Raw genomic sequence first — 15,949 nt, forward strand, 5'->3', positions numbered from 1 at the left:
TCGTCATCCCCGGCGTGTGCGACAGCGCGCAGCTGGTGATGGGGCTCACCGTGCTCAAGCCGGGTTCGGTTTGGAACACGATGCCGCCGCACATCCACGAACGCCGCAGCGAGATATATTTCTACTTCGAGCTCGACGGTCCCAACGACCGCGTCTTCCATTACATGGGCGAAGGTGAGGCGATGCGGCACATCGTGCTTGGCAACGAGGAAGCGGTGATCTCGCCGCCCTGGTCGATCCACATGGGCTCGGGCACCAAGGCCTATGCCTTCATCTGGGCGATGGCCGGCGAGAACCAGGATTATACCGACATGAACGTACTGGATATCTGCCAGCTGGCGTAAGGGATTCTGTTCCCCTCCCTGAAAGGGAGGGGCTAGGGGTGGGTGCCCAGCCGCAGGCTCGGCCCTCCTCCGATGGCGACCAAGCGCGACGTTGCGCGCCGCGCACCCACCCCCGGGCCCCTCCCTTTCAGGGAGGGGAGGAGTTTTCGAATGACCAATCTCTTCGACTTGACCGGCAAGGTGGCCATCGTCACCGGCGCGAACACCGGCATCGGCCAGGGCATCGCGCTGGCGCTTGCACAAGCAGGCGCGAGCATCGCCGCCGTCGGCCGCTCGGCCGCGACCGAAACCGTCGAGAAGGCCCGAGTGCTCGGCGTGAAGGCCGAGATCATCTCCGCCGATCTCTCGACGATCGAGCCTGTGGGCCGAATTGTGGACGAAACTGTGGAGAAGCTCGGCGGGCTCGACATACTCGTCAACAATGCCGGGATCATCCGCCGCAACGACAGCGTGGATTTCTCGGAAGAGGATTGGGACGCGGTGATCGACACCAACCTCAAATCCACCTTTTTCCTGTGCCAGGCCGCCGGCCGCCATATGATCGCGCAGGGCTATGGCAAGATCATCAACATCGCCTCGATGCTGAGCTTCCAGGGCGGCATCCGCGTGCCGAGCTACACCGCCAGCAAGTCGGGTGTGGCGGGGCTGACCAAGCTGCTTGCCTGCGAATGGGCGGCAAAGGGGATCAACGTCAACGCGATCGCTCCCGGCTATATCGCCACCAACAACACCACTGCGCTTCAGGCCGACGAAACGCGCAACCGCCAGATCGTCGAGCGCATCCCCGCGGGCCGCTGGGGGGAACCCGGCGATCTTGGCGGTGCGGCGGTGTTCCTCGCCTCCTCGGCCTCGGACTATGTTCAAGGCCATGTCCTCGCCGTGGACGGCGGATGGCTCGCGCGATGATGAACGACAAGCCGATCGCCTTCTTCGGCGAAGTGATGCTGCGGCTGTCGCCGCCGGGACGCGAACTGCTGTTCCAGACGCCGGCGTTGCAGATCCATGTCGGCGGTGCCGAGGCCAACGTTGCGACCGGGCTTGCCTGTCTCGGCCATGCCACCCGCATGATCACTGCCGTGTCGGACAATCCGATGGGCCGCGCAGTGATCGACGAGCTGCGCCGGCACGGCGTCGATGCTTCGACGATCGTGCGCGAGGACGGCCGGCTGGGGCTCTATTTCCTTCAGCCGGGCGCCGGGCTTCGCGCCTCGGAAGTCGTGTATGATCGCGCGCATTCGGTGTTCGCCGATCGCCCCGCCAAGGCCTGGGATTGGACGAAGGCGCTCGACGGATGCGGCCGGCTGCATTTGTCGGGGATCACCCCGGCGCTCGGGCCCAATTCGGCTGCCGCGGCAATCACGGCGGCGAAGGCCGCGCGGGACCAAGGTCTGGGCGTCTCGTTCGACGGGAATTACCGCGCGCGCCTTTGGGAAACCTGGGACAGCGATCCGCGCGGCGTGCTTACGCAGCTTGTCGACCATGCCGACATATTGTTCGGCAATCACCGCGACATTTCGCTGTTGCTGGGCAAGACCTTCTCGGGCGACGGCAGCGATCGGCGTCGCGAGGCGGCGGAGGCTGCGTTCGACGCCTTTCCGAACCTCCAGCTGATCGCCTCCACCGCGCGACATGTCGACGATGCCGACAGCCATCGCATCGCCGCGCGCGTCGACATGCGCGACAGCGCGCACCAGACCGAGGAAGCGCTGGTCGCCGGGATCGTCGACCGGCTCGGCGCCGGCGATGCTTTCGCAACCGGCGTGCTTCACGGCCTGATCGAAGGCGGCGACGCGAAGGCGGCGGCGGAGGCGGGACTGGCGCTGACCTGCCTCAAGCATTCGCTGCCCGGCGACGCCAGCCTGTTCACGCGCGGCGACCTCGCGGCGTTCGAAGGCGGTGGGCTCGACGTGCGGCGATGAAGACCGGATAGGCGCGTGAACCGTCGGACCGTTATTGCCTCCGGGCTCGCATTCGGCCTTGCGGGTGCTGGGGCGCGTGCATCCGAGCCTGCCGAGCGCGTGGCGCTCTGGCCCGGCACGCCGCCGGGCGGCGAAGGTCTGGGGATCCGCGACGAGACTATCCTGCGATCGCCGAATGGCTCTCCCGAAGACATCGCATGGCCGCATGTCGGCACGCCGGCGATGACCGTGGCGCGCGCGGCGACGCCCAATGGCGCGGCGGTTCTGCTCATCCCGGGTGGTGGCTATACCCGTGTCGCGGTGGGACGGGGGCCTTCCAACATAGCGCGGTGGTTTGCGGCGCAGGGCATCACTGCGTTCGAATTGCTGTATCGGCTGCCGCACGATGGCTGGCGCGCCGGACCGCTGGCGCCGGTGCAGGATGCGCAGCGCGCCCTGCGGCTGATCCGGTCCGGGGCCGGAAAATGGGCGATCGACCCGGCGCGCGTCGCGGCGATCGGCTTCTCCGCCGGCGGACATCTTGCCGGGCAATTGGGCGAGCGTGCCGACGCCGCAACCTACCATGCCGTCGACTCGGCCGATCGCCTGCCCGCGCGCCCGCTCGCGATCGGGATGTTCTTTCCGGTGGTCTCGATGATGCCGCCGCTCGCGCATGGACAGTCGCGGCGCGAGCTGCTCGGCGCCAACCCATCGGAGGCGCTGGCCAAGGCCTGGTCGCTGGAGCTGAATGTCCCCGCGACGATGCCGCCGACCTTCGTCTGCCATGCCGCCGACGACCAGACCGTCAAGGCGGCGAACAGCCTGGCGATGTTCTCCGCGCTGCAGGCGGCGGGCATCCCCTCCGAGCTGATGATCGCCGAGAAGGGCGGGCACGGCGCCCCTTTGCTCGGACCCGATGGCAGGCCGCACGTCTGGCTGGAGCTGTTCCACGCCTTCGCCGCGCGCCACGGCTGGCTCGCCGCGGACGCGGCGGCATGAGTGGTGCCGGCTGCAGGAATCGAACCCGCGACATCCAGTTTACAAAACTGGCGCTCTACCAACTGAGCTAAGCCGGCATCCGCGCTCCCCTTAGCTTTACGGCACACCGAAGGTCCAGCCCTCGGTACATGCCAATTCGGGCGTCAGCAGCGTCGGCGACCAGAGTTCCGACTGGGCGGCCGCCACGCGGAGCCATGCCGCTGACAGCATCGCGTCGGTAGCGTGGTCGTCGTAGCGCGGCAGCGGCCGGTGCGGCGCCGATCCGAAGGCGGCGAGCAGCGTGTCCAGCGTTTCCCGGTCACGGATCTTCGAGATGCCCTTGCGCATGCCGGCGAGGCGGGCGGGCAGCGCCGTATAGATTTCGACGAGCACCGGACCGGTCTCGGGCATCGGATCGAAGGGCCACAGGCCGAGTTTGCTGCGCAACCGGTGCAGCACGCGCATCCCGGTGAGGCTCGACTTGCCGACCTGCGAAGCGCCGACGAGGTTGAAGCAGCTGTACGGCGAGAGCCGCATCGCCTCTTGGCCATGTTCACAGACCCGGAACCTGCCGCGGCCCGGCGGAAACAGATCGCCGCAATCGCCGCGCTGGCGGAAATGGCGGCGGGCGTGCGGGTGATTGATGAAGCTGGTCGCGGAAAGGTGCGGATCGTCGGCGCTGAGTTCGTCGACCAATTGCCATAGCGCCGGGCCGTCGACGGGCGACGCTTCCCAGCCGGGGAAATAAGTGCCTTCGTCGTGGAACGGGAATGCGGGCGAGAGATCGAGGCCGATCAACGCCCGAGTACCGTCCCTTGCCAATTGCTCAAGCCACTCAAGGACGTCCTGGCGCGACCATGCCCTGTCGACGATCTCCGGGGCCTCGGTTCCCGCCCGCGCATGCGCGACGGCGAGCCCCTTCGGCCGCTCGACTGCCTGGCCGGACCAGTCGATGGCGAAGAAGTCGGTGAAGCTCAGGGCCGCTCTTCCCGTTCGGCCGCGACACGCTGCGATCCGCTGGCGCGATCCCACCATGCCCGTGCGATCAGCAGCTGCATCCGTTCGGGGTCTGCGCTCGCGGCGTTGACCAGCACAGTGGGCCAGCCCTGATATTGCGGTGTTTGCCAGAAGGTCTGCGGATCGGTCTCCTTGAGTATCTCGATCTCCTCGCGGGTGGCGCGAAGGACATAGGTTCCCGCCGCGCGACCCTGCGAGACGATCTGCCGGCCGCGGACTTGCGGCGAGACCGAACCCCTGGCGCCGGCGCCCATCGTCACGCCGGGAAAGGTGCGCGCATAGGCGACGGCTTCGTCCCAACCGAAGCTCATGGGCGCTCCGCCATTCCCGCCGCCAGCCGCTGCGGCTTTTTCGCGCGATCCCACCAGGCGCGGCGGATGTAGAGCTCGATGCGTTCGCGGCTTTCGGTGGCGTAGCGGACGAGCAGCATCGGATAGTTGGCGTAGTGATCGGTCTGCCAGAAGGTGCCGGGGTCGGTCTCGAACAGCAATTCCTTCTCGGGGCTCGCGACCATCAGCGCGAAGCTGCCCATCTCGCGGCCGGGGGACATCAGGCCCTTGCCGTTGATTTTGGGGCAAGGCGTGCCCCACCAGCTTTCCATCGTCACGTCGGGCAGGGTGCAAGCAAAGGCGACGGCGTCTTCCCAGCTATCCATTTCACCTCTCCCCTTTCGTCATCCCGGCGGAAGCCGGGATCCACAGCCACAGGGCCGTCGTTCGGGACTCTGGGCCCCGGCTTTCGCCGGGGTGACGGTGGGGAGCATCACCCATCCTGCCGCTTGCTTCGCATCTCGTCCCACCAGGCCATGCGCTCGGCGATGCGCTTTTCCATGCCGCGGTCGGTGGGGGTGTAGAAGGTCTGCGGCGCCATTTCCTCGGGCCAGTAATTGTCGCCAGAGAAGCCGTCCTCGGAATCGTGGTCGTAAGTATAACCCTTGCCGTAGCCGATCTCTTTCATCAGCTTGGTCGGGGCGTTGAGGATGTTCTGCGGCGGCATCAGCGAGCCCGTCTCCTTGGCCGCGCGCCACGCCGCCTTCTGCGCGGCATAGGCGGCGTTCGATTTGGGCGCGGTGGCGAGGTAGAGGCAGGCCTGGGCGATCGCGAGCTCGCCTTCGGGCGAGCCGAGAAAGTCATAGGTGTCCTTGGCGGCAATGCACTGGACGAGCGCATTGGGATCGGCGAGGCCGATATCCTCGACCGCGGCGCGAGTCAGGCGGCGGAGCACGTAGAGCGGCTCCTCGCCGGCGGTCAGCATCCGGGCGAGATAGTAAAGCGCGGCCTGGGGGTCGCTGCCGCGGATCGATTTGTGGAGCGCCGAGATGAGGTTGTAATGGCCCTCGCGGTCCTTGTCGTAGACCGCGACGCGGCGCTGGAGGAAATCGCCGAGCGCGACCGAATCGAGCGGCGCCTCGAACGTCACCGAGAACAATGTCTCGGCCTGGTTGAGCAGGAAGCGGCCGTCGCCGTCGGCGCTGGCGACGAAGGCGTCGCGCGCCTCGGGTGTGAGCGGCAGGGTATGCCCCTCGAGTTCCTCGGCGCGGTCGAGCAGCTTGCACAGGGCCTTGTGGTCGAGCCGGTGGAGGATGAGCACCTGGGCGCGGCTGAGCAATGCGGCGTTAAGCTCGAACGACGGGTTTTCGGTAGTGGCACCGACCAGCGTGACGGTGCCGTCCTCGACATAGGGCAGGAAGCCGTCCTGCTGGGCGCGGTTGAAGCGGTGGATCTCGTCCACGAACAGCAAGGTCTTGCGGCCGATCCGGGCAAATTCGCGTGCTTCGGCGAAGACCTTCTTGAGGTCGGCGACGCCAGAGAACACCGCCGAGATCGCGACGAAGCGCAGGCCGACCGCATCGGCGAGGAGGCGGGCGATCGTGGTCTTGCCGGTGCCGGGCGGCCCCCACAGGATGATCGAGCTGAGCTTGCCCGCCGCGACCATCCGGCCGATCGCACCTTCGGGCCCGGTGAGATGCTCCTGGCCGACGACCTGATCGAGCCGCTGCGGGCGTAGGCGATCGGCCAGCGGGCCGCTGGTCGGCGCCTCGGCGGGGGCGGTTTGTTCGTCGGTCGCGAAGAGATCGGCCATCGTTGCGATAGATAGGCCGGGGGCCTGCACTTTTACACCGGCGAAAGTCACACCAGGATCACACCATCGCCGTTGCGCGACGGCAATTGGTTGACTCCGGTTGACTCGAAACGGGTGTTTAACATCGCGCCCCTCCGTGGCCACACCGCGACGCGGCGCTGACGCGGCGCCAACGCGGCAGTGACGCGCCACCCACGCGGCGCCCACGCGGCATCTGCGGGCCACTCGCGCGGCGCCCACGCGCCTGGGCGTCGACGCGACATCGGCGCGAAGATGACGGCGGGTGCGAACGAAGAGGCATGATGGAACAATACATGAACATGGAGCAAAAGTCAATTTTAGACTTGCACAAGACCATTCAAGATATATCTTAGACGCATCGAGACTCGCTAAAAGGATTTGAGATGCGATTTGGATTTCACCACGGCCGCGGCGAGCGCGGCCATGAATGCGGTGGCCGTCACGGCGGTCCCCGCGGCGGCGGCTTCGGCCGGGGCGGCTGGGCAATGGGCGTCTGGGGCATGCACGAGGGCCGCGAAGGCGGTCGCGGCGGCGGGCGCGGACGTCGGATGTTCGACGGCAGCGAATTGCGGCTGATCCTGCTCAAGCTGATCGAGGAGCAGCCGCGCCACGGCTATGATCTGATCCGCGAGATCGAAGAGCGCTCGGGCGGCGCCTATGCGCCGAGCCCCGGCGTGATCTACCCGACGCTGACCATGCTCGACGACATGGCGCTGGTCGAGGCCAGGGCCGACGGCACGCGCAAGGCGTTCGCGATCACCGAGGCCGGCGTGGTCGAGCTCAAGGAGAAAGCCGACGAAGTCGAGGCCTTGTTCCAGCGGCTCGCCGAACTCGGCGAGGAGCGCGCGCGGACCAGCGGCGGCCCGATTCGCCGTGCGATGGGCAATTTGCGCGCCGTGCTGCAGGACCGACTGGGCGGTTCGGAAGTTGATCCCGAGACGCTGCACGCCGTGGCCGAGATTCTCGACGAGGCGGCGCGTAAGATCGAGCGGCTCTGAACGTGCCGCGACTGGAAATGCTGCGGCGCCGGCTCGGGCTGGCGCCGCAGGGGAAGGAACAGGCTATGACGATTACGACTGCAAGCGCATCGGCGCTGGTGCCCACGGCGAGCGCGAGCAAGTATCTCCAGCAATTGTGCAAGCATTGGGAGCACAATCTGCAAGTGGAATACACGCCGGAGAACGGCACCGTGATTTTCCCGAAGGACGCGCGCGGCGCCGACCATCCGGGCGACGCGGTGGTGACGTTCAACGTCGCCGAGACCGGGCTCGACGTCCGGATAGACGCGTCAAGCGACGAGCAGCTCGAGGGGCTGAAGGGTGCGGTGGCGCGGCACCTCGACCGGTTTGCGTTTCGCGAGGCGCCGTTGCGGTTCGATTGGGAATAAGCGGCGTGGCCTAGAGTCCGGTCCAGCTGGGTTGAACCACCATGTTCTCCGGCGAAGGCCGGGGCCCAGTCGCAAGCGCTCTAAAGGACAGGACTATACCGGCAACTTCGTCGAACCTGGGCCCCGGCCTTCGCCGGAGAACAGATTCAAGGAGGCTGGATCAGACTCCAGGCGCCATTCAGTCTAAAGTTTGCGAGGTAGTGCGGAGCGTGTTGGACCGACTAGTCCGATTCAGTTAGATTGAACCACCCGAGCCGTTCGCCCTGAGCTTGTCGAAGGGCGATGCCGCCAGCGGGCCACGCGTGGATAGCCGCCCTTCGACAGGGCTCAGGGCGAACGGGAAAAGCGCCGCTTCAGTCAATGTGAAATCGACTCTAGTCCGCTTTCCGGTTGGCCGGGCAGTGCGTGAGGAAATATTGGCGTTTCAGGTCGAGCGCCTCCTGGCGCATCGTCTCGAGACGGCGCTGGTCGTCGAGTGCGCGCTGGCGATCGTCGAGCGACAGCTGGCGCAGCGAGAGTTCCTGATCCGAGCTGGCGGGTGTCGCGGTCGCCGGGCTCTCGCGGAGCACGCGGCGCTGGTTGGCGGTGGCGAGCCGCTCGGCGACGATCTGGGCCTGCTCCTGATAGAAGGCAGTCACCGCGGCGCTGCGCCGACGCGCCTCCGCTGCGAAGACCGGGAGGACGGCCGACCGTTCGCAGCGCTCGATCGCGGCGTCGAGCGCGGGCAAGTCGACCGGCGCGACCGACTGGAAGGCGACGGCGAGAAGCAGGATATAGGACATGCTTATCGGGCCGGCGCCGCGCGGCGCGCCATGACTTCGAGATAGGTGTCGATCACCTTCTGGTTGATCGCGTCCCACTCATAGGCCTGCGCCTTGGCGTGGCCCGCGGCGCCCTGGTCCCGGTGGAGCGCGGGATCGGCGACCAAGCGGGCGATCGCGTCGGCATAGGCTTCGCAGTCGCGCGGGGGGACGAGATAGCCGGTGACGCCGTCCTCGATCAGATCGACCGCGCCGGTCGCGCGCGCGGCGACGACGGGGACGCCGCAGGCCATCGCCTCGAGCGTGACGTTGCCGAAGGTCTCGGTGACCGAGGGATTGAACAGCACGTCCATCGAGGCGACCGCGCGGCCGAGATCGTCGCCGCCCTGGAAACCGGCGAACGCCGCGTCGGGAACGCGCTCGGCGAACCAGTCGCGCGCCGGGCCGTCGCCGATGACGAGAACCCGGTGCGGCACCCCGCGCTGGCGCAGCGCCCCGCAGACGTCGGCGAAGATGTCGAGGCCCTTTTCGAGCACCAGTCGCCCTAGAAAGCCGACCGCGAACTGATCGTCGGCGATGCCGAGCGCGCGGCGCCATTCGAGATCGCGGCGGGCGGGGGTGAACCGGCTGTGGTCGACGCCGCGCGACCAGATGCGGATGGGAGTGGTGACTCCCCAGGAGCGGATCAGCTCCGCCATCGACTCGCCCGGAGTCACGACCTGGTCGACGCGGTTGTAGAAGCGCGTCATGCCCTTGATCATCAGCGGCGCGAGGAAGCCGATGCCGTAATATGCCGGATAGGTCTCGAAGCGGGTGTGGAGCGAGGCAATTGTCGCTATCCGGTTGTCGCGCGCCCAGGTCACCGCGCGGTGGCCGAGGAATTCGGGAGCCGAGACGTGGACGAGGTTGGGCTTGAACGCGGCGAGGTCCTCGCGCGTGGTGCGCGGCAGATGCCAGGCGAACTTATATTCGGAACGGCCGCCGGGTACGGGAAGCGCGGGCACGCTGACCAGGTCGCCGGTGGGAGGGAAGGCCGGGGTGTCGGTGGTCGGCGAATAGACCCGCAGCGTCACGCCCTGGCGGAGCAGATACCCGGCGAGCTTGTTGAGCGCCTGGTTCGCACCGTCGCGGACATAATTGTAATTGCCGCTGAAAAGCGCGACGCGAAGGTCGGATGCTTGCATCGCGGCGCGATAGCCGGGGCGGGGGTGGGGAGCAAGCTTAGGCCCCGGGCCTCGCCGGAAGCAGTGCCTTGTCGATCCGCGCCGCCACCCCGACGCTGCGGCCGGCGAGGTTCGGAACGGTGAAGCGGACCGCGCTGCCGATCACCTGCGCCGCTTCGGAGAGCGTCAGGCCATAATCCTGACGCAGCCACTGGATCAGCCCGGTGCTCGCCTGCTTGAGCGCCTCGTCGAGCGAGCCGGCCTGGCCGAGCACCATCAGCTCGGTCGGCGATTCCACGCGCGGCATCGCCAGCGATTTGCGCTTGACCAGCTCGACGCTGAACTCGACTTGCATCGAGGCCTCGAGCGCATATTGCGAAGTCTCGCCATCGCCCTGCCGGGCATGCGCGTCGCCGAGATAGAGCAAGCCGCCGGGCTGGAGCACCGGCAGATAAACTTTGTTGCCTTCGATCACTTCGGGGAAATCCATGTTGCCGCCGGCGCGGCCGGTGTCGCCGGTCGAGAGCGGCGGCGCGCCGAAGCCGCTCGCCAGCGCCAGCCCGCCGAGCATCGGGCGGAGCGGCACGCGGAAGTCCTTGAGCGCGCCGCTGGCGCTTTCGGGTGTGGCGAAGCCCGCCGCGCGATCGAGCCGCCAGCGGACCGGCTTGCCCAGCCCCTTCGCATCGGGGACCAGCGACGCACCCAGTGCGCGGCCGACGATCGTGTCGAGGCTGTCGGCCCAGTCGCGGTCGAGCCGGAGCCGCTTGATGTGGACGATCACGGTGTCGCCCTGTCTTGCCCCGGCGATATAAAAGGGTCCCGTCTGCGGATTGCCGAACAGCGCGCGGGTGACGCCCTGCGCATCGATCCCTCCGGAATCGATCGTGGTGGTGCGCACCGTATCGCCAGGCCAAATCGTCAGCACGGGCGGGCGATCGGGGGAGAAGCTGTTGGCATAGTCGGTTGGGCGGAAATCATGGACGCGCGGGCCGCCCGGCGGTCGATCCGGGACACGTCGCGCGACGAACCTGTGCCGCACGCGTGCCGAGGGCTTGTTGCTGTCGGGGAAGTCGGCGGTGCCGCTGAGGCTGTCGCGGCCGATTTCGCCTTCGAACCCGTAGGTGGCGCCGCGCCCGTCTTTCACGGTGAATTGAAAATGTGTGCCGCGGCGGGTGCCGATGAGCGAGTCGCCGTCCCAATTACCGGTGAGCGCCTTGCCGGCGGCAACGAGATCGAGCGTCGAATATTCGGTGTTGCCCCAGCGATCGGTGGCGACGACCCATTGGCCGGTCTGCGCGTGCGCCGCGACGGGGGCGGCAAGCAGCAAGAGGATGACGAGCCTGATCACTGGAAACTCCCGATATCGACTACAAGTGTAGTCGAGAGTGTAAGCGAGGCAAGGGTATTTGTGAATTTGCGGTTGTTCCCGACTTGTTCCTAGGTTAGCGTGGCGCCATGGCGAAACCCAAGAAGCGTTATGTCTGTCAGGCGTGCGGGTCGGTGTCCTCGCAATGGGCGGGGCAGTGTGCCGATTGCGGCGACTGGAACACGCTCGTCGAGGATGGCGGCGGGGTGGTGACGCCGTTCCAGGCGAAGCACAATCTCCAGTCGGGCGGCCGCGCGATCCAGTTGGTCGGGCTCGATACCGAGATCGCGTTGCCCGAGCGGATGGGGACGGGGATTGCCGAGCTCGACCGCGCGCTGGGCGGCGGCTTCGTCGAGGGCAGCGCGACCCTGATCGGCGGCGATCCCGGGATCGGCAAATCGACTCTGCTGCTCCAGGCCGCCGCGCTGATCGCGCGGCGCGGGCTGCAGGTCGCCTATGTCTCGGGCGAGGAAGCGGCGGACCAGGTGCGGCTGCGCGCGCGGCGGCTGGGGCTGGGCGACGCGCCGGTGCAGCTCGCCGCGGCGACTTCGGTGCGCGATATCCTGACCACTTTGGGCCAGGGTCCGGTGCCGGCTTTGGTGGTGATCGATTCGATCCAGACGATGCATTCGGACCTGATCGAAGGCGCGCCGGGGACGGTGAGCCAGGTGCGGGCGAGCGCGCAGGAACTGATCCGCTTCGCCAAGGAACGGGGCACGGCGCTGGTGCTGGTCGGGCACGTCACCAAGGACGGCAGCATCGCCGGGCCGCGCGTGCTCGAGCACATGGTCGATACCGTGCTGGCGTTCGAGGGCGAGCGCAGCCACCAATATCGCATCCTGCGCGCGGTGAAGAACCGCTTCGGCGGGACCGACGAGATCGGGGTGTTCGCGATGCAGGCCGAGGGACTGAGCGAAGTCGGCAATCCCTCGTCGCTGTTCCTCACGCATCGCGACGAGAATATGAGCGGGACGATCGTATTTCCGGCGCTGGAGGGGACGCGGCCGGTGCTCGTCGAGATCCAGGCGCTGACCGTGCGGCTGGCGAGCGGGGCGACGCCGCGGCGCGCGGTGGTGGGCTGGGACAGCGGGCGGCTGGCGATGATCCTCGCGGTGCTCGAGGCGCGCTGCGGGCTGAGCTTCTCTTCGTGCGAAGTGTATCTCAACGTCTCGGGCGGGTACCGTGTGCAGGATCCGGCGGCGGATCTCGCGGTGGCGGCGGCGCTGGTTTCGGCGCTGGCCGAGCGGCCGATGCCGGCGGACGCGATCGCGTTCGGCGAGGTTGCGCTGTCGGGCGAAGTGCGGCCGGTGGCGCATGGCGCGCTGCGGTGCAAGGAGGCGGCCAAGCTTGGCTTCGGCCGGGCGCTGGCGCCGGCGGCGCAGGCGGATACCGGGGGGCTGACGCTGGCGGGGTTCAAGAACCTCGGGGCGTTCGTCGATCATTTGCTGGGGCGGTAGGTCGAGCCTCAGAGACCGCTCTATCCGTCATCCCCGCGAAAGCGGGAACCCATCTCCGCCGCGTGCCGCGAATATCGCAGTGGTAGAGTCGGCAAGCATGGGAGATGGGTCCCCGCTTTCGCGGGGATGACGGTTTTGAGAAACCGCTTGGATTTGCCGAGGGCGGGCGGGGTGATAGGGCCTTCCCGCAGGAAGCTGCGATGCATGCTGCAAATCTGACCTTCAAGGAGCGAGCGTGAAGATCTTCTTCGACGGGGGATGCCGACCCAATCCGGGGGCGATGGAGATTGCAATCGTTGTGGCGGGGCGGACCACGATCGTGCGCGAGCTCGGGCAGGGCACCAGCATGGATGCAGAGTGGCTGGCGCTGATCCACGCACTGACGGTCGCCCGGTCGCTGGACGTGGCCGATCCGGTGCTGATCGGCGATTCCGCCGACGTGATCGCCAAGGCCAACGGCAGGGTCAAATGTCGTGGTGCCGCGGTCGGGTATCACGAAAGGTTTCGCGCGCTGGCATCGGCGGGAGCGCCTCCGCGCATTCGCCACGTCAAGCGCTCGCACAATCTGGCGGGGATCGCGCTGGCCCGGCTGCATGCCCGATGACGTTGGTCCTGTTCAACAAGCCTTACGGCGTGCTTTGCCAATTCACCGAGGAGAGCACGGGCCCGAAGCGCGCGACGCTGGCGGATTTCGTCAAGGTTCCGGGAATCTATCCGGCGGGGCGGCTGGATCTGGACAGCGAGGGGCTGCTGCTGCTCACCGACGACGGCAGATTGCAGGCGCGGATCGCCGATCCGAAGTTCAAGCTGCCCAAATCCTATCTCGTCCAAGTCGAGGGTGAGGTGAGTGAGGCGGGGCTGGCAGCGCTGCGCCAGGGCGTTGCGCTGAAGGACGGAGTGACTCGTCCCGCCGAGGCCGAGCGCGTCGCCGCGCCGGACCTGTGGTCGCGCGACCCGCCGGTGCGGTTTCGCAAGACCGTGCCCGATTGCTGGATCCGCCTGACGATCCGCGAAGGGCGCAACCGGCAGGTGCGCCGGATGACCGCCGCGATCGGCCACCCGACCTTGCGGCTGGTGCGCTGGAGCATCGGCGACTGGTCGCTCGACGGCATCGCGCCGGGAGAATGGCGGCGAGACTGAAGTTCGGGGGTGAGGGCTATCAATTCGGCGTGCCGCATCGCAAAGTGGTGGCATGAAGCAATCGACAGCACTCACGATCGCCACCGGCGTCGCCGCGGCGGCGATTGGCGGCCTTTTCTTTTATGCGCGCGCTACGCGGCCGCCGGTGATCAACCCCGACGTACCCGAGCCGGCCAAGCCGGTCGAGCTGGCGCGCTATCTCGGCAAATGGTTCGAGCTCGCGCGGCACGAGAACCGCTTCGAGAAGGGCCTCGACGGCGTTACCGCGGAATATGCGTTGGAAGATGAGCGGATTCGCATCACCAACAGCGGCTGCCAAAGCGGGCCGAAGGGCGAACGCAGCTCGGCCAGCGGGCGCGCGATCGTCGTCGACGAGGGTACCAACGCCAAGCTCAAAGTGTCGTTCTTCGGGCCCTTCTATGTCGGCGACTATTGGGTGCTCGATCATGGCGACGATTATGACTGGTCGATCGTCGGCGAGCCGAGCGGGCGCTATCTCTGGGTACTGAGCCGCGAGGCCAAGCCGGCGGCCGCGGCGGTGGAGGCGCTGCTGCAGCGCGTCGAGGCGCTGGGATACGATCGCTGGGCATTGCGGATCACCCGGCAGGGGTGAAGGCGGCGCGCCCGCCATCACCCCGCACGCCCTGCTATCGGATGAAATATCCGGCCACTTTCCAGCCGGTGCTTTCATGGGCGAGTATCACGGTCTCGATCGCGCCGCGCTTTTGCGCAAAACTGGTCCGGAATTGAAGGATTTCATATTCGCCCGCAGGTGCGCCGGGAAGCGTGCCGGACTTGGTGGCGCTCTCCAGGGTGCGTGACGACACGGCGCCGAGGGGTTGCCGGACAGGCTGGATCGTCGAAGCCCATTGCGCCGCCGAAAGCTTCGACTTGAATATCCCCGCGGCCGATTGCCAGCTCTCGTTCCATTGCCGATTGTCGAGCAATGCCACCCACGCCTGGGCCGAGCTTGCTCCCGCGGCCTGGGACGGATCCAGGTACGTCGCCGCGACGGGCGCTGCGGGCGCTGGCGCAACGGTGGAGCCGTTTCCGTGAAACGCGAACGATAAAGCAATTGCGGTTACGATCAGAGACATGACGAGCATTCCTCCACTGAGCCAGGCGACGGAATAGACCGCGCCTTGCCGACGATGCGGCTGCGCATCCATGCGCATGGGGATGGCATCTTCCGCCACCCCAAATTCTTTGTCCCCGAGAGAATTGGGGATGGATTGCTCGGCTTCGCCGAGAATCCTGGCGGCTTCGCGGCTGCTTGAGACGTTCAGTTTCCGGCGCGATTCCCGCAGTCGCTCGTTCACGGTGTGAACGGACAGGCCAAGATGACGCGCGACGGATTTGGCATCATGGCCGTTCAGAAGAAGCCGCAAGGTCTCCTTCTCGCGTTCGCTCAGCCCCTGAAGATCCTTGTTCATTCGAACCAGTGCGTCCAAGCCTTCGATGCCTGACCGTACGACAAGGAACCGGCGCTTTCCACACCGGCAGCGGTCGGAAGGCGCTCTCCCAGATATGCGCACCGCCGCTGCCCCACACCGCGGCGATGGAGAGGGTCACGCGCTTCAGCGAACCCGAGGCTTCGAAAAAGCCCTGCCAGGGCCGCAACTTGCTCGACTGAGCTTTGTGGCTTTCGTCCCGCCCGGTGCCCGACTATCAGGGCTGCCGGGAGGGACGGGTTTCATGTCATTGACGGGTCTCGATATCGTGGTGCTGCTCGCCATCGGCGGGGCGGCGGTGCTCGGGTTCATCCGCGGGTTCGTGACCGAAGTGCTCGCGCTGGGGGCGTGGCTCGCGGTGGTGCTGGTGCTCAAGCTGTTCCATACCCCGCTGGCGCATGTCGTGGCAGGCTGGGTGGGTACCGCGCAGGGCGGGGCGGTGCTCGCCTTCGCGATCCTGGCGGGCGTGACCTATTTCGCCGGGCGGATGATCGCCAACACGATCGGCGGCCGGATGCGCGAGAGCGTTCTCGGGCCGATCGATCGCGCGCTGGGCTTTGGGTTCGGGGCGTTGAAGGGGCTGGTGCTGGTGAGCGTCGCCTTCCTGCTGCTCGTGCTCGTGTTCGACACCGTCGGCGGCGGACCCAAGGGGCGGCCCGACTGGATCACCCACTCGACCACCTACCCCTTGCTCGACAAATCGAGCGCGACGGTGGCGGATTTCGTCAACCGGCGCAGGAAGGGCGAGTCCGTGTTCGGGGGGAACGAGGCTGAGGCCGAGAACGCGACGAACTGAAATCCTTCCTCGCCACGAGCGATGTGCTTGCGGAGACGCCCCCTCCGTCGCCTTCGGCGCCACCTCCCCCGCTGCGCGAGGGAGGATC

19 protein-coding genes and 1 tRNA gene are annotated in these 15,949 nt (G+C 67.2%); 11 read left to right on the forward strand and 9 right to left on the reverse strand.

From position 1 onward, the window contains the following. The 4 genes from E5A73_RS14875 to E5A73_RS14890 form a co-directional block, all read left to right on the forward strand. Window positions 1–344, forward strand: a 344-nt coding sequence (locus E5A73_RS14875) for a 5-deoxy-glucuronate isomerase (protein ID WP_135964645.1), incomplete at its 5' end; no start/stop codon positions are given. 150 nt (window positions 345–494) lie between these two features. Then, a complete protein-coding gene (gene kduD, locus E5A73_RS14880; protein ID WP_135964646.1) occupies window positions 495–1,250 on the forward strand; it encodes a 2-dehydro-3-deoxy-D-gluconate 5-dehydrogenase KduD in 756 nt (251 codons plus the stop codon). Then, complete coding sequence (locus tag E5A73_RS14885) at window positions 1,235–2,263, forward strand: sugar kinase (protein ID WP_240700210.1); 1,029 nt, start codon at window positions 1,235–1,237, stop codon at window positions 2,261–2,263. The genes kduD and E5A73_RS14885 overlap by 16 nt, the downstream gene beginning before the upstream one ends. Before the next feature lie 15 nt (window positions 2,264–2,278). Beyond that, window positions 2,279–3,241, forward strand: coding sequence for an alpha/beta hydrolase (locus E5A73_RS14890; protein ID WP_135964647.1), 963 nt, complete (start codon window positions 2,279–2,281; stop codon window positions 3,239–3,241). Window position 3,242: 1 nt separating this feature from the next. Here the strand turns inward: E5A73_RS14890 and E5A73_RS14895 are convergent. The 5 genes from E5A73_RS14895 to E5A73_RS14915 form a co-directional block, all read right to left on the reverse strand. After that, window positions 3,243–3,318: transfer RNA gene (locus E5A73_RS14895), tRNA-Thr, on the reverse strand. A 19-nt stretch (window positions 3,319–3,337) separates the two neighbouring features. Beyond that, on the reverse strand, window positions 3,338–4,255 hold the full coding sequence (locus tag E5A73_RS14900; RefSeq protein WP_240700211.1) for a hypothetical protein: 918 nt from the start codon (window positions 4,253–4,255) through the stop codon (window positions 3,338–3,340). Next, the gene (locus E5A73_RS14905; RefSeq protein WP_135964648.1) at window positions 4,195–4,548 is read right to left on the reverse strand and encodes a hypothetical protein; all 354 of its coding nucleotides are present in this window, start codon (window positions 4,546–4,548) and stop codon (window positions 4,195–4,197) included. Before E5A73_RS14905 ends, E5A73_RS14900 begins: the two co-directional genes overlap by 61 nt. Then, entirely contained in the window at window positions 4,545–4,892 is a 348-nt protein-coding gene (locus E5A73_RS14910; protein ID WP_135964649.1) for a hypothetical protein, read from the reverse strand. The genes E5A73_RS14905 and E5A73_RS14910 overlap by 4 nt, the downstream gene beginning before the upstream one ends. A gap of 107 nt (window positions 4,893–4,999) precedes the next feature. Beyond that, on the reverse strand, window positions 5,000–6,319 hold the full coding sequence (locus E5A73_RS14915) for a replication-associated recombination protein A (protein WP_135964650.1): 1,320 nt from the start codon (window positions 6,317–6,319) through the stop codon (window positions 5,000–5,002). A gap of 404 nt (window positions 6,320–6,723) precedes the next feature. Here E5A73_RS14915 and E5A73_RS14920 point away from each other — a divergent pair, with 404 nt between their 5' ends. Continuing rightward, complete coding sequence (locus tag E5A73_RS14920) at window positions 6,724–7,338, forward strand: PadR family transcriptional regulator (RefSeq protein WP_135964651.1); 615 nt, start codon at window positions 6,724–6,726, stop codon at window positions 7,336–7,338. Between the two features lie 65 nt (window positions 7,339–7,403). Beyond that, complete coding sequence (locus E5A73_RS14925; RefSeq protein WP_135964652.1) at window positions 7,404–7,727, forward strand: DUF2218 domain-containing protein; 324 nt, start codon at window positions 7,404–7,406, stop codon at window positions 7,725–7,727. Between the two features lie 374 nt (window positions 7,728–8,101). Here the strand turns inward: E5A73_RS14925 and E5A73_RS14930 are convergent, their stop codons facing one another. Genes E5A73_RS14930 through E5A73_RS14940 form a run of 3 tightly spaced genes read right to left on the reverse strand, consistent with a single transcriptional unit; the run spans window position 8,102 to window position 10,999 of the window. Beyond that, a complete protein-coding gene (locus tag E5A73_RS14930; RefSeq protein ID WP_135964653.1) occupies window positions 8,102–8,509 on the reverse strand; it encodes a hypothetical protein in 408 nt (135 codons plus the stop codon). A 2-nt stretch (window positions 8,510–8,511) separates the two neighbouring features. Next, window positions 8,512–9,672 carry a glycosyltransferase family 4 protein gene (locus tag E5A73_RS14935; protein ID WP_135964654.1) on the reverse strand — a complete coding sequence of 387 codons (1,161 nt, stop codon included), beginning with the start codon at window positions 9,670–9,672 and terminating at the stop codon, window positions 8,512–8,514. 37 nt (window positions 9,673–9,709) lie between these two features. After that, the gene (locus tag E5A73_RS14940) at window positions 9,710–10,999 is read right to left on the reverse strand and encodes an acetamidase/formamidase family protein (protein ID WP_135964655.1); all 1,290 of its coding nucleotides are present in this window, start codon (window positions 10,997–10,999) and stop codon (window positions 9,710–9,712) included. 107 nt (window positions 11,000–11,106) lie between these two features. Here E5A73_RS14940 and radA point away from each other — a divergent pair, with 107 nt between their 5' ends. The 4 genes from radA (at window position 11,107) to E5A73_RS14960 (ending at window position 14,227) form a co-directional block, all read left to right on the forward strand. Continuing rightward, window positions 11,107–12,474, forward strand: a complete 1,368-nt coding sequence (gene radA, locus E5A73_RS14945) for a DNA repair protein RadA (protein WP_135964656.1) — start codon at window positions 11,107–11,109, stop codon at window positions 12,472–12,474. A gap of 235 nt (window positions 12,475–12,709) precedes the next feature. Beyond that, window positions 12,710–13,078 (forward strand): reverse transcriptase-like protein, encoded by a 369-nt coding sequence (locus E5A73_RS14950; RefSeq protein WP_240700212.1) that lies wholly within the window; start codon window positions 12,710–12,712, stop codon window positions 13,076–13,078. Next, window positions 13,075–13,614 (forward strand): pseudouridine synthase, encoded by a 540-nt coding sequence (locus tag E5A73_RS14955; RefSeq protein WP_135964657.1) that lies wholly within the window; start codon window positions 13,075–13,077, stop codon window positions 13,612–13,614. The genes E5A73_RS14950 and E5A73_RS14955 overlap by 4 nt, the downstream gene beginning before the upstream one ends. A 52-nt stretch (window positions 13,615–13,666) precedes the next feature. Continuing rightward, a complete protein-coding gene (locus E5A73_RS14960; RefSeq protein ID WP_135964658.1) occupies window positions 13,667–14,227 on the forward strand; it encodes a lipocalin family protein in 561 nt (186 codons plus the stop codon). A gap of 34 nt (window positions 14,228–14,261) precedes the next feature. Here the strand turns inward: E5A73_RS14960 and E5A73_RS14965 are convergent, their stop codons facing one another. Further along, window positions 14,262–15,047 (reverse strand): helix-turn-helix domain-containing protein, encoded by a 786-nt coding sequence (locus tag E5A73_RS14965; protein ID WP_135965008.1) that lies wholly within the window; start codon window positions 15,045–15,047, stop codon window positions 14,262–14,264. A gap of 262 nt (window positions 15,048–15,309) precedes the next feature. Here E5A73_RS14965 and E5A73_RS14970 point away from each other — a divergent pair, with 262 nt between their 5' ends. Then, window positions 15,310–15,861 carry a CvpA family protein gene (locus E5A73_RS14970; RefSeq protein ID WP_135964659.1) on the forward strand — a complete coding sequence of 184 codons (552 nt, stop codon included), beginning with the start codon at window positions 15,310–15,312 and terminating at the stop codon, window positions 15,859–15,861. Window positions 15,862–15,949 lie beyond the last annotated feature (88 nt).

The sequence above is a fragment of the Sphingomonas gei genome (assembly GCF_004792685.1).
Classification (GTDB): domain Bacteria; phylum Pseudomonadota; class Alphaproteobacteria; order Sphingomonadales; family Sphingomonadaceae; genus Sphingomonas; species Sphingomonas gei.

Bases quoted from the DNA above. Each gene is read 5' to 3' on its own strand.
- kduD (WP_135964646.1), top strand. From the start codon at position 495: ATGACCAATCTCTTCGACTTGACCGGCAAGGTGGCCATCGTCACCGGC.
- E5A73_RS14885 (WP_240700210.1), top strand. From the start codon at position 1,235: ATGGCTCGCGCGATGATGAACGACAAGCCGATCGCCTTCTTCGGCGAA.
- E5A73_RS14900 (WP_240700211.1), bottom strand. From the start codon at position 4,255: ATGGTGGGATCGCGCCAGCGGATCGCAGCGTGTCGCGGCCGAACGGGA.
- E5A73_RS14905 (WP_135964648.1), bottom strand. From the start codon at position 4,548: ATGAGCTTCGGTTGGGACGAAGCCGTCGCCTATGCGCGCACCTTTCCC.
- E5A73_RS14910 (WP_135964649.1), bottom strand. From the start codon at position 4,892: ATGGATAGCTGGGAAGACGCCGTCGCCTTTGCTTGCACCCTGCCCGAC.
- E5A73_RS14915 (WP_135964650.1), bottom strand. From the start codon at position 6,319: ATGGCCGATCTCTTCGCGACCGACGAACAAACCGCCCCCGCCGAGGCG.
- E5A73_RS14920 (WP_135964651.1), top strand. From the start codon at position 6,724: ATGCGATTTGGATTTCACCACGGCCGCGGCGAGCGCGGCCATGAATGC.
- E5A73_RS14925 (WP_135964652.1), top strand. From the start codon at position 7,404: ATGACGATTACGACTGCAAGCGCATCGGCGCTGGTGCCCACGGCGAGC.
- E5A73_RS14930 (WP_135964653.1), bottom strand. From the start codon at position 8,509: ATGTCCTATATCCTGCTTCTCGCCGTCGCCTTCCAGTCGGTCGCGCCG.
- E5A73_RS14935 (WP_135964654.1), bottom strand. From the start codon at position 9,672: ATGCAAGCATCCGACCTTCGCGTCGCGCTTTTCAGCGGCAATTACAAT.
- radA (WP_135964656.1), top strand. From the start codon at position 11,107: ATGGCGAAACCCAAGAAGCGTTATGTCTGTCAGGCGTGCGGGTCGGTG.
- E5A73_RS14955 (WP_135964657.1), top strand. From the start codon at position 13,075: ATGACGTTGGTCCTGTTCAACAAGCCTTACGGCGTGCTTTGCCAATTC.
- E5A73_RS14960 (WP_135964658.1), top strand. From the start codon at position 13,667: ATGAAGCAATCGACAGCACTCACGATCGCCACCGGCGTCGCCGCGGCG.
- E5A73_RS14965 (WP_135965008.1), bottom strand. From the start codon at position 15,047: ATGAACAAGGATCTTCAGGGGCTGAGCGAACGCGAGAAGGAGACCTTG.
- E5A73_RS14970 (WP_135964659.1), top strand. From the start codon at position 15,310: ATGTCATTGACGGGTCTCGATATCGTGGTGCTGCTCGCCATCGGCGGG.